This is a genomic window from Kitasatospora sp. NPDC086791 (assembly GCF_040685975.1).
In the GTDB taxonomy this organism is placed as follows: domain Bacteria; phylum Actinomycetota; class Actinomycetes; order Streptomycetales; family Streptomycetaceae; genus Kitasatospora.
In genome coordinates this window covers 14165-28624 of sequence record NZ_JBFBOC010000044.1, presented here as the reverse complement: position 1 = coordinate 28624, position 14460 = coordinate 14165, and the positions used below count along the sequence as shown (strand labels likewise).

General features: G+C 71.9%; 13 protein-coding genes. 11 read left to right on the top strand and 2 right to left on the bottom strand.

Annotated elements, in window-relative coordinates; translation table 11 throughout:
• The first annotated feature begins 104 nt into the window (after window positions 1-104).
• The 10 genes from pdxT to AB0Q99_RS31915 all read left to right on the top strand — a co-directional run bounded on the left by pdxT (window position 105) and on the right by AB0Q99_RS31915 (window position 11081).
• Window positions 105-728 (top strand): pyridoxal 5'-phosphate synthase glutaminase subunit PdxT, encoded by a 624-nt coding sequence (gene pdxT, locus AB0Q99_RS31960; RefSeq protein WP_363577352.1) that lies wholly within the window; start codon window positions 105-107, stop codon window positions 726-728.
• Window positions 729-851: 123 nt separating this feature from the next.
• Window positions 852-1610 (top strand): YebC/PmpR family DNA-binding transcriptional regulator, encoded by a 759-nt coding sequence (locus AB0Q99_RS31955; protein WP_045700558.1) that lies wholly within the window; start codon window positions 852-854, stop codon window positions 1608-1610.
• A gap of 184 nt (window positions 1611-1794) precedes the next feature.
• Window positions 1795-2388, top strand: a complete 594-nt coding sequence (gene ruvC, locus AB0Q99_RS31950; protein WP_363577350.1) for a crossover junction endodeoxyribonuclease RuvC — start codon at window positions 1795-1797, stop codon at window positions 2386-2388.
• Complete coding sequence (gene ruvA, locus AB0Q99_RS31945; protein ID WP_363577348.1) at window positions 2385-2996, top strand: Holliday junction branch migration protein RuvA; 612 nt, start codon at window positions 2385-2387, stop codon at window positions 2994-2996. The genes ruvC and ruvA overlap by 4 nt, the downstream gene beginning before the upstream one ends.
• Window positions 2997-3051: 55 nt before the next feature.
• On the top strand, window positions 3052-4122 hold the full coding sequence (gene ruvB / locus AB0Q99_RS31940) for a Holliday junction branch migration DNA helicase RuvB (protein WP_363577375.1): 1071 nt from the start codon (window positions 3052-3054) through the stop codon (window positions 4120-4122).
• 261 nt (window positions 4123-4383) lie between these two features.
• Window positions 4384-4791, top strand: a complete 408-nt coding sequence (gene yajC, locus AB0Q99_RS31935) for a preprotein translocase subunit YajC (protein WP_363577346.1) — start codon at window positions 4384-4386, stop codon at window positions 4789-4791.
• Between the two features lie 147 nt (window positions 4792-4938).
• Window positions 4939-6768, top strand: a complete 1830-nt coding sequence (gene secD, locus AB0Q99_RS31930; RefSeq protein ID WP_363577345.1) for a protein translocase subunit SecD — start codon at window positions 4939-4941, stop codon at window positions 6766-6768.
• A gap of 4 nt (window positions 6769-6772) precedes the next feature.
• On the top strand, window positions 6773-7861 hold the full coding sequence (gene secF, locus AB0Q99_RS31925; RefSeq protein ID WP_363577343.1) for a protein translocase subunit SecF: 1089 nt from the start codon (window positions 6773-6775) through the stop codon (window positions 7859-7861).
• Window positions 7862-7889: 28 nt separating this feature from the next.
• Entirely contained in the window at window positions 7890-8474 is a 585-nt protein-coding gene (locus AB0Q99_RS31920; protein ID WP_363577341.1) for an adenine phosphoribosyltransferase, read from the top strand.
• A gap of 192 nt (window positions 8475-8666) precedes the next feature.
• On the top strand, window positions 8667-11081 hold the full coding sequence (locus AB0Q99_RS31915) for a bifunctional (p)ppGpp synthetase/guanosine-3',5'-bis(diphosphate) 3'-pyrophosphohydrolase (RefSeq protein WP_363577374.1): 2415 nt from the start codon (window positions 8667-8669) through the stop codon (window positions 11079-11081).
• A 92-nt stretch (window positions 11082-11173) separates the two neighbouring features.
• Here AB0Q99_RS31915 and AB0Q99_RS31910 read toward each other — a convergent pair whose 3' ends face one another.
• Complete coding sequence (locus AB0Q99_RS31910; protein ID WP_363577339.1) at window positions 11174-12403, bottom strand: DUF349 domain-containing protein; 1230 nt, start codon at window positions 12401-12403, stop codon at window positions 11174-11176.
• A gap of 264 nt (window positions 12404-12667) precedes the next feature.
• Window positions 12668-13507 (bottom strand): peptidylprolyl isomerase, encoded by an 840-nt coding sequence (locus AB0Q99_RS31905; protein WP_363577337.1) that lies wholly within the window; start codon window positions 13505-13507, stop codon window positions 12668-12670.
• A 234-nt stretch (window positions 13508-13741) separates the two neighbouring features.
• On the opposite strand from AB0Q99_RS31905, the gene AB0Q99_RS31900 reads away from it, so the two are divergent.
• Window positions 13742-14449, top strand: a complete 708-nt coding sequence (locus tag AB0Q99_RS31900) for an MBL fold metallo-hydrolase (protein ID WP_363577335.1) — start codon at window positions 13742-13744, stop codon at window positions 14447-14449.
• Window positions 14450-14460 lie beyond the last annotated feature (11 nt).

Below are 14460 nucleotides of genomic sequence, written 5' to 3'. Positions count from 1 at the left end.
CGGCTCCCGCGGGTTCCGAGGGTCCGGGCCCGCCGCAGCGCTCCGGCGCGGCGGCGGGCCGCGCCACGTATTTCCGTCGTAACGATCGATTGAGGTTGAAGACCGTGAGCACTCCAGTCATCGGCGTCCTCGCCCTGCAGGGCGACGTCCGCGAGCACCTGGTGGCGCTGGCCGAGGCCGACGCGCTCGCCCGTCCGGTGCGCCGCGCCGAGGAGCTGGCCGAGGTCGACGCGCTGGTGATCCCCGGTGGGGAGTCCACCACCATGTCCAAGCTGGCGCTGCTGTTCGGCGTGATGGACCCGGTGCGCGAGCGGGTGGCCGCCGGGATGCCGGTGTACGGCACCTGCGCGGGCATGATCATGCTGGCGGACAAGATCCTGGACGGCCGCGAAGACCAGGAGAGCGTCGGCGGGATCGACATGACGGTGCGCCGCAACGCCTTCGGCCGTCAGAACGAGTCCTTCGAGTCCGGGGTCGCCTTCAAGGGCCTGGACGACGCGCCGGTGCACGGCGTCTTCATCCGCGCCCCCTGGGTCGAGGCGGTCGGCGCGGGCGTCGAGGTGCTGGCCGAGCTGCCCGCCGCGGACGGCCCGGACAGCCGGATCGTGGCCGTGCGCCAGGGCAACCTGCTGGCCACCTCGTTCCACCCGGAGCTGACCGGCGACCACCGGGTGCACGCGTACTTCGTGGCGATGGTCGAGGAGCACCTCGCGGCCGTCCGGAGCTGACCGCGGACCGGGCGGGGTGCCGACCGCGGGTCGACCGCGCGCTGACCGTGTGCACCCCACCGGTGACGACACCGGTAAGATCTCATCTGTTCATTTCCCTTTGGCGACGTAAAGGAGCTGGCGATGTCCGGCCACTCTAAGTGGGCTACCACCAAGCACAAGAAGGCCGTGATCGACGCCAAGCGCGGCAAGCTCTTCGCCAAGATGATCAAGAACATCGAGGTGGCGGCGCGCACGGGCGGTCCCGACCCGCAGGGCAACCCGACCCTCTACGACGCCATCCAGAAGGCGAAGAAGAGCTCGGTCCCGATCGACAACATCAACCGCGCCGTCAAGCGCGGTGGCGGTCTGGAGGCCGGCGGCGCCGACTACCAGACCATCATGTACGAGGGCTACGGCCCGAACGGCGTCGCCGTCCTGATCGAGTGCCTCACCGACAACCGCAACCGCGCGGCCTCCGACGTCCGCGTCGCGATGACCCGCAACGGCGGCTCGATGGCCGACCCGGGCTCGGTGTCGTACCTCTTCACCCGCAAGGGTGTCGTCATCGTCCCCAAGGCCGACGGCGTGGACGAGGACAAGCTCTTCGAGGTCGTCCTGGACCAGGAGCCCGAGGAGATCAACGACCTCGGCGAGTCGTTCGAGATCGTCTCCGAGGCCTCCAAGATGGTCGCCGTGCGCACCGCGCTGGTGGACGCCGGCGTCGACTACGACTCGGCCGAGGCCAACTTCCTCCCGAGCATGCAGGTCGAGCTGGACGTCGACGGCGCCCGCAAGATCCTCAAGTTGATCGACGCCCTGGAGGACAGCGACGACGTGCAGAACGTCTTCGCCAACTTCGACATCTCCGACGAGGTCGGTGCGCAGCTCGACGCCGAGTGATCGTCGGCGGTGATCACGCGCGAGTGATCACCGCCCGGTGACCGTCGGTGGGTGATCGTTCCCACTGCCCGGCCCGGTGGTCCCAGGACCGCCGGGCCGGTGTCGTCGGTCGGGTTGTCGGACCCGGGCGGTAGCCTGCGGGGGTCCTTCGCCGCGAGTGGCGAGGCAGGGAGAGGCGGGGCGAGTGGTACGGGTACTGGGCGTCGACCCGGGGCTGACCAGGTGCGGGGTCGGCGTGGTCGAGGGAGCGCCGGGCCGGCCCCTGCGGATGGCCGGGGTCGGGGTGGTGCGCACGCCCGCCGACGCCGGGATCGGGCAGCGGCTGCTGCTGGTCGAGCAGGGCATCGAGGCCTGGCTGGACGAGCACCGGCCCGACCTGGTCGCCGTCGAGCGGGTCTTCGCCCAGCACAACGTGCGCACCGTGATGGGCACGGCCCAGGCCAGCGCCGTCGCGATGCTCTGCGCGACGCGCCGCGGCATCCCCGTCACCCTGCACACCCCCAGCGAGGTGAAGGCGGCCGTCACCGGCTCCGGCCGGGCCGACAAGGCCCAGGTCACGGCCATGGTGCAGCGCCTGCTGCGGCTGGACGCCCCGCCCAAGCCGGCGGACGCCGCCGACGCGCTCGCGCTCGCCATCTGCCACATCTGGCGCGGCGGGGCGTCCAGCCGCCTGGAGGCCGCCGTGCTGGCCGCCCGGGCCGCGCCCCGCTCCGCTCCGACGAGAGCCCGTTCCGTTCCCGTGAAAGGCACTGCTCCTGTGAAAGGCACCGGCCGGTGATCGCCTTCGTGCAAGGGCCCGTGGCGGCCATCTCCTCCGGGCTCGCGGTGGTCGAGGTCGGCGGGGTGGGCATGGCGGTGCAGTGCACCCCGAACACCCTGGCCGGTCTGCGGCTGGGCGAGCCGGCCCGGCTGGCGACCTCGCTGGTGGTCCGGGAGGACTCGCTGACGCTGTTCGGCTTCGCGGACGACGACGAGCGCGCCGTCTTCGAGATCCTGCAGGCCGCGCCGGGCGTCGGCCCCAAGCTCGCGCAGGCGATCCTCGGCGTGCACAGCCCCGACGCGCTGCGGGCCGCGATCGCCAGCGGCGACGAGAAGGCGCTGGTCGCGGTCCCGGGCATCGGCAAGGCGAAGGCGGCCAAGCTGCTGCTGGAGTACAAGGACAAGCTGGGCGCCCCGCACGGCGCGGTGCCCGCGCAGAAGCCGATCGCGGCCGGCCCGGCGCCGTGGAGCGAGCAGCTGCACTCCGCGCTGACCGGCCTCGGCTACGCCCCGCGCGAGGCGGACGAAGCGGTCGCGGCCGTCACCCCGGAGGCAGAGGCCCAGCGGACGCCGGACGTCGGCGCCCTGCTCCGGCTCGCGCTGCGCGGCCTCAACCGGGCCCGCTGAGACCACCTGACGATCTGTCCCCTTGTCGACTCCGGAGACCTTGGAGCACGCCACGATGTACGACTCGGAACCCGCCGACCGGCTGGTCACGGCCGCCGCCGACGGTGAGGACCAGGCGGTGGAGGCGGCGCTGCGCCCCAAGCTGCTGGACGAGTTCATCGGCCAGGAGCGGGTGCGCGAGCAGCTGTCCCTGGTGCTCCAGGCCGCCCGCAAGCGCGGTGCCGCGCCCGACCACGTGCTGCTGAGCGGGCCGCCCGGGCTGGGCAAGACCACCCTGTCCATGATCATCGCGGCCGAGCTGGGCGCCCCGATCCGGATCACCTCCGGCCCGGCCATCCAGCACGCGGGGGACCTCGCGGCGATCCTCTCCTCGCTCACCGAGGGGGAGGTGCTCTTCCTCGACGAGATCCACCGGATGTCCCGGCCCGCCGAGGAGATGCTCTACATGGCGATGGAGGACTTCCGGGTCGACGTGATCGTCGGCAAGGGCCCGGGCGCCACCGCCATCCCGCTGGAGCTGCCGCCCTTCACGCTCGTCGGCGCCACCACCCGGGCCGGCCTGCTGCCGCCCCCGCTGCGCGACCGCTTCGGCTTCACCGGCCACATGGAGTTCTACGCCCCGGCCGAGCTCCAGCGGGTGGTGCACCGCTCGGCCGCGCTGCTGGACGTGGAGATAGACCCGGCGGGCGCCGCCGAGATCGCCGGGCGTTCGCGCGGCACCCCGCGGATCGCCAACCGGCTGCTGCGCCGGGTCCGCGACTACGCGCAGGTCCGGCACGACGGGGTGGTCACCGCCGGGATCGCCGCCCAGGCGCTGGCCGTCTACGAGGTGGACGCCCGCGGTCTGGACCGGCTGGACCGCGCGGTGCTGGACGCGCTGCTGCGGCTGTTCGGCGGCGGCCCGGTCGGTTTGTCGACACTCGCGGTCGCCGTGGGGGAGGAGGCCGAGACGGTCGAGGAGGTCGCCGAGCCCTTCCTGGTCCGCGAGGGCCTGCTGGCCCGGACGCCGCGCGGGCGGATCGCCACCGCCGCGGCCTGGCAGCACCTCGGGCTCGCCCCGCCGGTCCAGACCATCCGGGGCGGCGCGCCGACCCGGCCGGAGCTCCTCCCGGCCGACGAAAGTTGACCGCCATCGGCTGAACGGGTGAGCCCGGGTGGTGCGTTCCCGCCCGGCGCGGCCGGTGCACCGCAAGGAGGAGCCGGGAACGGAGCCCGGGGAAACCGTGCAGGCGGAGGGTCGCCACTTTCGGCGGCAGGATGCGATGCTTGGCGTTGTCCGATCAGTTCGGGGTTGCATAGACTCCGCCGGACCGCCCCTCTCACCTGACGGGCCGACCCATACCACACAGGCCGCCGGCCCGGCGGCCCGTAAAGGACCCTGGCTGCAGTGAACCTCATCATCCTTCTCCTCCCGATCATCGCGATCGTGCTCATGTTCCGGTCGCAGAAGAAGCGCCAGCAGCAGCAGCAGAGCATGCAGACCTCGCTGGAGCCGGGGGCCGGAGTGCGCACCATCGGCGGTCTGTACGCCCAGGTGAAGGCGGTCAACGACGAGACCGTCGAGCTGGAGATCGCGCCCGGCGTGGTCACCCACTTCACCAAGAGCGCGATCGCGGCCGTCCTGGACCCCCAGGAGTACGACGCGATCATCAACGGCCGCCCCGCCGACGACGAGCTCCCCGAGCCGGAGGCCGAGGACGCCGACGCCGAGCCGGTCGAGGACAAGCCGCTGTCGCTCACCAAGGACGGCGCCGAGAAGGGTGACGTCGAGGGCGGGGCTCCCGCGAGCAAGTAGTACGGCCGGGCAACCCGCTCGGCCGCGCGGCACAGTGCCGCGAGCCCACAGGACCTCAGGGCCGCAGAACCTCCGCACCCCCGTTCAGCCACGAGCCGGACGGGGGTCCGGTCGGGGAGGTGGCATGGACAGGGAGAAACGAGCAAGGTGGCAGCACCCAAGTCGCGCCCGCGCGACGGCTACCCAGGGCGGGCACTGGCCCTCATCCTGGTCGTCACCGTCGGACTGGTCGCCCTCATGTTCGGGACGGGCAACACCAAGCCCCGGCTCGGGATCGACCTCGCCGGTGGCACCAGCATCACGTTGACCGCGAAGTCGACCGACCCCAAGGCGATCAACAAGTCCAACATGGACATCGCCACCGGGATCATCGAGCGCCGCGTCAACGGCATGGGTGTCTCCGAGGCGGAGGTCCAGACCCAGGGCGACAGCACGATCATCGTGAACATCCCCAAGGGCGGCGACCGGCAGAACTCGGCGGATCAGGTGGGTACCACCGCGAAGCTGTTCTTCCGTCCGGTCCTGGCCGTGGCCCCGAGCGGGATCACCGCCCCGGCGCCCACCGGCACCCCGTCCGCCGGTGCCACCGGCACCCCGGCCGCGACCCCTGCCGCCGGCGCCACCCCGTCGGCCGCCGCCACCGGCACGCCGTCCGCGAGCGCCACCAAGCAGGGCCGCACCGTCGGTGAGGCACTGGCCGCCGAGGGCACCACCACCCCGTCCGCCGCCGCCACCGGCGCGAGCGCGGCCCCGTCCGCCGCCGCCACCGGCAGCGCGGCCCCGGCCGCCACCGGCACCCCGAGCGCCCCGGCCACCCCGCCGAGCGCCGCCGACCTGAGCGCCGCGATGACCCAGGGCACCGTGCCGCCGGAGCTGTCCGCCGCGTTCGCCGCCCTCGACTGCTCCAAGCCCGAGGTCCGCGCCGCCCAGACCGGCGCCGAGGACAAGGCCGTCGTCGCCTGCTCCCAGAAGGCCGAGAACGGCTACTACGAGAAGCTGGCGCTCGGCCCCGCGGCCGTGAAGGGCTCGGACGTCTCCAAGGCCCAGGCCACCATCGACACCCAGACCGGTGCCGGCTGGCAGGTCCAGCTGCAGTTCAACGACAAGGGCAACACCGCCTTCGCCGACGTCACCGGCAAGCTGTCCGCCCAGGCCCCGCCGAACAACCAGTTCGCCATCGTGCTGGACAACCAGGTCGTCTCGCACCCGCAGGTCAACGGCCCGATCCAGGGTGGCAGCGCGGTCATCACCGGCCGCTTCACCCAGGCCGAGGCGCAGGACCTCTCCAACGTGCTGAGCTACGGCGCCCTGCCGCTGGAGTTCGTCAAGAGCGACATCACCACCGTCTCCCCGGCGCTCGGCAGCGACCAGCTCAAGGCCGGCCTCGTCGCCGGCGCGATCGGCATGCTGCTGGTCGTCGCCTACTCGCTGGTCTACTACCGCGGCCTCGGCCTGGTGTCGATCGCCGGTCTGATCGTCTCCGCGATCATGACCTACTCGATCATGAGCCTGCTCGGCGGCGGGATCGGCTTCGCGCTGAACCTGCCCGCGGTCTGCGGCGCGATCGTCGCGATCGGCATCACCGCCGACTCCTTCATCGTGTACTTCGAGCGCATCCGCGACGAGGTCCGCGAGGGCGCCCCGCTGCGCCCGGCGGTCCAGCGGGCCTGGCCGCGCGCCCGGCGCACCATCCTGGTCTCGGACTTCGTGTCCTTCCTCTGTGCCGCCGTGCTCTACCTGGTCTCGGTCGGCAAGGTCCAGGGCTTCGCGTTCACCCTGGGTCTGACCACCGCGCTCGACGTCGTGGTGATCTTCCTGTTCACCAAGCCGCTGATCACGCTGCTGGCCCGCCGCAAGTTCTTCCTGGACGGCCACCCGTGGTCCGGCCTGGACCCGAAGCGCCTGGGCGCCCGCCCGCCGCTGCGCAGCAGCCGTCGCCGCAGCTCCTCCTCCTCTGCCGCCGTGAAGGAGGCCTGACACCGTGTCACGCTTCTCCAACCTGGGCCACCGGCTCTACCAGGGCGAAATCAGCTTCGACTTCGTCGGGCGCCGCAAGCTCTGGTACTCCATCTCCGGCGTGATCGTGCTGGTCGCGGCGATCGGTCTGGCCATGGGCCTGCACCTGGGCATCGAGTTCAAGGGCGGCTCGGTCTACACCGTGACCAAGCCCGGCCTGACCGTCTCGCAGGCGCAGGAGAAGGCCGACCAGGTCGTCTCCTCGCACCCGCTGGTGCAGTCGACCGACAACGGCAAGATCCGCATCCAGGTCAGCACCGACGAGCCGAAGAGCTCCGACGAGGTGCGCTCGCAGCTCGCCGAGAAGGTCGGCGTCCCGCTGGACACCGTCGAGGCCCAGGTGATCGGCCCCAGCTGGGGCAAGCAGATCTCCAACAAGGCGCTCACCGGTCTGGTCATCTTCATGATCCTGGTGACGGCCTACCTCGCGATCGCCTTCGAGTGGCGGATGGCGGTGGCGGCCCTGGTCGCCCTCATCCACGACCTCCTGATCACCATCGGCGTGTACGCCCTGGTGGGCTTCGAGGTCACCCCCGGTACGGTGATCGGCTTCCTGACGATCCTCGGGTACTCGCTCTACGACACGGTCGTCGTCTTCGACACCGTGAAGGAGAACACCAAGGGGCTCGCCAAGCAGAACAAGCTCACCTACAGCGAGGCGGCCAACGCCGGCCTCAACCAGACCCTGGTGCGCTCGCTCAACACCACCGTGGTGGCGCTGCTGCCGGTCGCCGCGCTGCTGTTCATCGGGGGCGGCCTGCTCGGCGCCGGCACGCTGAACGACATCTCGCTCGCGCTGTTCATCGGCCTCGCGGCCGGTGCCTACTCCTCGATCTGCGTCGCCACCCCGCTGCTGGCGCAGCTCAAGGAGGAGCAGCCCGAGATGAAGGCGCTGCGCAAGCGCGTCCTGCAGCACCGGGCCGCGGCCGCCAAGGCCGAGGACGAGGGGCCCGCGGACGAGACCGCCGACGAGGGCCAGCCCGCGGGTATGGTCGGTCAGCGTGGCCGTGCGGCCGGCTCCCGGGCCAAGGGCCGTCCGTCCACCAAGCGCTGAACCGAACCACGACCCCGAGGACACCACCGTGACCACCGCCGACACCGTCCCTCCCGGCCCGCCGCCGGGCGGGAGGAGTTCCCTGGCCGAGCTGCTGAACAGCCGGATCCGGGACGTCCCGGACTACCCGAAGCCGGGTGTGCTGTTCAAGGACATCGCGCCGCTGCTCGCCGATGCCGAGGCCTTCGGCGCCCTCACCCGGGCGCTGGCCGACCGGGCGAAGGAGCTCGGGGCGACCAAGGTGGTCGGCCTGGAGGCGCGCGGTTTCGTGCTGGCGGCCCCGGCGGCCTTCGCGGCCGGGCTCGGCTTCGTGCCGATCCGCAAGCAGGGCAAGCTGCCCGGCGAGGTGTTCCAGCGCTCGTACGAGCTGGAGTACGGCTCGGCGACGCTGGAGGTGCAGTGCGACGCCTTCGCGCCCGGTGAGCGGGTGCTGGTGGTGGACGACGTGCTGGCCACCGGCGGGACCATCGGTGCCTCGCTCGACCTCGTGAAGGAGGCCGGCGCCGAGCTGGCGGGCGTCGTGGTGCTGATGGAGCTGGGCTTCCTGGACGGCCGCGCGCGGCTGGCCGGGCACCTGGCCGGCGCTCCGCTGGAGACGCTGGTCACGGTCTGAGGGACGTGCACGAAGGGCGGCGGCCGGAGCGATCCGACCGCCGCCCTTCCGTTTCCTGGCCCGGCCGGATGAACACCGGGGCGCCCGGCTCGGTACCATGAAGATTCATCCCCTCCCGGTTGTGTCCGTCCGTTCGGACCGCGGCAGGGGTCGGCCCGGTGCCCCGAGGAGTTGTCCTTGCCCGACGAGGTTGTGCCCACGGCCGCAGCGGCCGCTCCCGAAGACCGTCCCACGCCCTCGGGGGCCACCCCGGCACGCCCGGCGCCGACCTCCCCGCGTTCGCCCGCCCCGTCCGGCCGCGGCTCCACCGGCGGCATGCGCGCCCGCCTGGCCCGCCTCGGCGGTCAGCGCTCCAGCGTGCTCAACCCCGTGCTGGAGCCGCTGTTCCGCTCGATCCGGGCGAACGACCCCAAGGCCGACCCGGCACTGCTGCGCGACATCGAGAAGGCGTACGCGGTCGCCGAGAAGTGGCACCGCGGGCAGAAGCGCAAGAGCGGCGACCCGTACATCACCCACCCGCTGGCCGTCGCGACGATCCTGGCCGAGCTCGGGATGGACGCGCCGACCCTGATGGCCGGGCTGCTGCACGACACCGTCGAGGACACCGACTACGGCCTGGAGACCCTGCGCAAGGACTTCGGCGACTCGGTGGCCCTGCTGGTGGACGGCGTCACCAAGCTGGACCGGGTCAAGTTCGGCGAGGCCGCGCAGGCCGAGACCGTCCGCAAGATGGTCGTCGCGATGGCCAAGGACCCGCGCGTCCTGGTGATCAAGCTGGCCGACCGCCTGCACAACATGCGCACGATGCGCTACCTCAAGCGGGAGAAGCAGGAGAAGAAGGCCCGCGAGACGCTGGAGATCTACGCCCCGCTGGCGCACCGGCTGGGCATGAACACCATCAAGTGGGAGCTGGAGGACCTCGCCTTCGCGATCCTCTACCCCAAGATGTACGACGAGATCGTCCGCCTGGTCGCCGAGCGCGCCCCCAAGCGGGACGAGTACCTGGCGACCGTCATCGACCAGGTGCAGGCGGACCTGCGCGGCGCCCGGATCACCGCCTCCGTCACCGGCCGGCCGAAGCACTACTACTCGGTCTACCAGAAGATGATCGTCCGGGGCCGGGACTTCGCCGAGATCTACGACCTGGTGGGCATAAGGGTCCTGGTCGACACCGTCCGCGACTGCTACGCGGCGCTGGGCACCATCCACGCGCGGTGGAACCCGGTGCCGGGGCGGTTCAAGGACTACATCGCGATGCCCAAGTTCAACATGTACCAGTCGCTGCACACGACGGTGATCGGCCCCGGCGGCAAGCCCGTCGAACTCCAGATCCGCACCTTCGACATGCACCGGCGGGCCGAGTACGGCATCGCCGCGCACTGGAAGTACAAGCAGCGCGCGGTGGCCGGGGCCTCCAAGGTCCGCACCGACACCCCGACCCAGGTCCGCAAGGACGACAAGGCCGGCGCCGTCAACGAGATGGCCTGGCTGCGGCAGCTGCTGGACTGGCAGAAGGAGACCGCCGACCCGGGCGAGTTCCTGGAGTCGCTCCGCTTCGACCTGGCCAGCAACGAGGTCTTCGTCTTCACTCCCAAGGGCGACGTGATAGCCCTGCCGGCCGGCGCGACCCCGGTCGACTTCGCCTTCGCGGTGCACACCGAGGTCGGCTACCGGACGATAGGCGCCCGGGTGAACGGGCGGCTGGTGCCGCTGGAGTCGACCCTGGAGAACGGTGACACCGTCGAGGTGTTCACCTCCAAGGCGGAGAACGCCGGCCCGTCCCGGGACTGGCTGGGCTTCGTCAAGTCGCCGCGTGCCCGCAACAAGATCCGTGCCTGGTTCTCCAAGGAGCGCCGCGAGGAGGCGATCGAGCACGGCAAGGAGGCGATCGTCCGGGCGATGCGCAAGCAGGGCCTGCCGATCCAGCGGATCCTGACCGGCGACTCGCTGGTCACCCTGGCCCACGAGATGCGCTACCCCGACATCTCCTCGCTCTACGCCGCGATCGGCGAGGGCCACATCGCCGCGCAGAACATCGTCCAGAAGCTGGTCCAGGCGCTCGGCGGCGAGGAGGGCGCGACCGAGGACCTGGCGGAGACCGCCACCCCGACGCACGACAACCGCCGGGCGGTGCGCCGCCGGGCCAAGGGCGACCCTGGCGTGATCGTCAAGGGCGTCGAGGACGTCTGGGTCAAGCTCTCCCGCTGCTGCACCCCGGTGCCGGGCGACCCGATCGTCGGCTTCGTGACCCGCGGCAACGGCGTGTCGGTGCACCGCGCCGACTGCGTCAACGTGGAGTCGCTGAGCCAGCAGCCGGAGCGCATGATCGACGTCGAGTGGGCGGCCACCCAGTCGTCGGTCTTCCTGGTGGCCATCCAGGTCGAGGCGCTGGACCGCTCCCGCCTGCTCTCGGACGTCACCCGGGTGCTCTCCGACCAGCACGTCAACATCCTGTCGGCGGCGGTGCAGACCTCCCGCGACCGGGTGGCGATGAGCCGCTTCACCTTCGAGATGGGCGACCCGAAGCACCTGGGCCACGTGCTCAAGGCGGTGCGCGGCGTCGAGGGCGTGTACGACGTCTACCGCGTCACCTCCGCCCGGAAGTGACGGCGGAGGCATGACGAAGGCCCCCGGGGAGTTCCCCGGGGGCCTTCGTCGTCCGTGCCCGGCCGTTCGGGCCGGGCCGGTTCAGACGGGGATCAGCCGCTGAACTCCTCCTGGCTCTTGTGCGCCTGCTCCAGCAGGGTCCGCACGCCGGCCAGCTCGGACTCCAGCTTGGCGGCCTTGGAGGCGTTGCCGGCCGCGCGGGCCTTGTCCAGGTCCGTCTGGATCTTGTCGGCCTTGGCCTGGAAGAGGCCGACCATGCCGGCCGCGCGGGCCTTGGCCTCCGGGTTGGAGCGCTTCCACTCGCTGTCCTCGGCCTCGCGGATGGCCCGCTCGACCGCGTTGAGCCGGCCGTCCAGCTTCGGACGGACCTCGCGCGGCACGTGCCCGATCGCCTCCCAGCGCTCGTTGATCTCGCGCAGCGCGGCCTTGGCGGCCTTCAGGTCGGTGATCGGCAGGATCGCCTCGGCCTCGGCGGCCAGCGCCTCCTTGAGCTTCTGGTTCTCCACCTGCTCGGCGTCCCGCTCGCTGAACACCGCGGAGCGGGCCTGGAAGAAGACGTCCTGCGCGCCGCGGAACCGGGCCCACAGCTCGTCCTCGATGTCGCGCTGGGCGCGGCCGGCGGCCTTCCAGCGCGCCATCAGGTCGCGGTAGGCGGCCGCGGTGCTGCCCCAGTCCGTGGACGAGGACAGCGCCTCGGCCTCGGCGACCAGGGCCTCCTTGGTCTGCCGGGCGCTCTCGCGCTCGGCGTCCAGGGTGGCGAAGTGCGCCTTGCGGTGCTTGGAGAAGACCGAGCGGGCGTGCGAGAAGCGGTGCCACAGCTCGTCGTCGCTCTTGCGGTCCAGGCGGGGCAGGCCCTTCCAGGTGTCCACCAGGGCGCGCAGCCGGTCCCCGGCCTCCCGCCACTGGGTGGACTCGGCGAGCTGCTCGGCCTCGGCGACCAGGGCCTCCTTGGCCGCGCGGGCCTCGTCCTGGGCCTTGGCGCGGGCGGCCTTGCGCTCCTCGCGCCGGCTCTCGATCTCGCCGGCGAGCGTGTCCAGCCGCTTGGCCAGGGCCTCCAGGTCACCCACCGCGTGCCCCTCGACCACCTGCGCGCGCAGGTGCTCCAGCGCGGTCTGGGCGTCCTTGGCGGCCAGGTCGGTGGTGCGCACCCGCTTCTCCAGCAGGCCGATCTCCACCTCGATGCCCTGGTACTTGCGCTCGAAGTAGGCGAGGGCCTCCTCGGGCGAGCCGGCCTGCCAGGAACCCACGACGCGTTCGCCGTCGGCCGTCCTGACGTAGACCGTGCCCTGCTCGTCCACACGGCCCCACGGGTCGCTGCTCATAGCGCGTCCTCCACATGACGTCGCGCCCGCGCCGGGGCGGCGCGCGACCGTCGTCCACAGTTGATGTGCGGCGGACCGATGAGTCCGCCGTCCCCGTCCGCCGTGCTTTGCTGCCGAGGGTGGCGGCTAGGCGGGTCCGGGCACCCTATACAACGCCAACATAGGCGACCAGGCCCGGTGCTGTCCGCATCCGGGCCGGGCGATTTCGGGCCGGGGCCGGGCGGCGGCGGTGCGGACACCGCTCGCCGGCGGCCCCGGGACTGGTCAACCCTTCGACACCGTAAGGGAGTTGAACGTCACGTCGGCCATCGGGTGGCCGTCCGTGGAGCCTTCCAGGGTGCCGGCGGCGGCGATCTTCTGCACCACGTCCAGGCCGCCGGTGATCTTCCCGAAGGGGGTGTACTTCGGCGGCAGCTGGGTGTCCTTGTAGACCAGGAAGAACTGGCTGCCGTTGGTGCCCGGGCCGGAGTTGGCCATCGCCACGGTGCCCGCCGGGTAGGTCGCGCCGGTCAGGTTCTCGTCCGCGAACTTGTAGCCGGGGCCGCCCGCACCGCCCGGGACGGTCGCGCTGGCGGTCGGGTCGCCGCACTGCAGCACGAAGATGCCGTCGGTGGTGAGGCGGTGGCACTTGGTGTGGTCGAAGTACTTCTCACCGGCCAGGTAGGCGAAGGAGTTCACCGTGTGCGGGGCCTTGGCCGCGTCCAGCGCGATCGTCACCTTGCCGCAGTTGGTGTCCAGCGCCATGGTGTACGAGCCGCCCGGGTCGACCGTCATGGCCGGCTCGGCCTGCCACTGCTTGCCGTTGGGGGCGCCCGGCGCGGGGGTCGTGCAGCCCTCGACCGGCTTGCGGGTCGGGGCGGTCGGCTCCGCGGTGCGGGTCGGCGCGGCCTGCGCGCCGCTCGTGGAGCCCTTGTCCTTGTCGTCCGAGCCGAACGCGCCGGTGGCGAAGAGCGTCCCGCCCCCGGCCAGGACCACGACGGCCAGCGACGCGCCCAGGATCGTGTTGCGGCGCTTGCGCGCGGCCGCGATCTCGACCCGGCGCTCCATCTGGCGCTCGTACTTCTCGCGGGCGAGCTGCCGCCGCCGCTGTTCGCTGCTGACCACCGGCCGTGTCTCCTACGGATGTGCGGGAAAAGTGGATGGATTCCGGAGCGGATCATCGCATCCCTCGGCGGCCAAGTGTAGGGACCGGGCCCGTAAGGACGTGGTGAACCTGTCAGACGGACGTGTCCCGCCACCCCTATCTGGTTCGCAACCGGAGCCGTACCGCCGGTAGGCTGCCCGTACACCACTTGACTTCCATCCTCGTCGCCACCGACCGCATCACGAAGGACGCGCGTGTTCATCGCCGGATTCCCCGCAGGAGCCTGGGGCACCAACTGCTACCTGGTCGCTCCGGCGGCGGGCGAGGAGTGCGTCATCGTCGATCCCGGCCACCAGGCGGCCCGCGGCGTCGAGGACATGGTCCGCGAGCACCGGCTCAAGCCCGTCGCCGTGCTGCTCACGCACGGCCACATCGACCACGTGGCCTCGGTGGTCCCGGTCTGCGGCGCCCGCGGCGTCCCGGCCTGGATCCACCCCGAGGACCGGTACATGATGTCCGACCCGGAGAAGGCGCTCGGCCGCTCCCTGGGCACCCAGCTGATGGGCGAACTCACCGTCGGCGAGCCCGACGACGTGCGCGAACTCACCGACGGCAGCGTGCTGGAACTGGCCGGCCTGCGGCTCACCGTGGACCACGCCCCGGGCCATACCGGGGGGTCGGTGACCTTCCGGACGCCCGGTGCCGAGGACCTCCCCCCGGTGCTGTTCTCGGGCGACCTGCTGTTCGCCGGCTCCATCGGGCGCACCGACCTCCCGGGCGGGGACAGCGAGGCGATCATGGCGTCGCTGGCCCGGGTGTGCCTGCCCCTCGACGATTCCACCGTGGTCCTCTCCGGCCACGGCGGTCAGACCACCATCGGCCGCGAGCGCGCCACCAACCCCTACCTCCGACAGGCAGCGGGGGCGGTCGGCGCCCCGGCTTTCCCGCGACGAGGAATGTGACGGAAGAGAAG

Coding starts and splice junctions, on each gene's coding strand:
- AB0Q99_RS31955 (WP_045700558.1), top strand. CDS start 852: ATGTCCGGCCACTCTAAGTGGGCTACCACCAAGCACAAGAAGGCCGTG.
- ruvB (WP_363577375.1), top strand. CDS start 3,052: ATGTACGACTCGGAACCCGCCGACCGGCTGGTCACGGCCGCCGCCGAC.
- AB0Q99_RS31910 (WP_363577339.1), bottom strand. CDS start 12,403: ATGAGCAGCGACCCGTGGGGCCGTGTGGACGAGCAGGGCACGGTCTAC.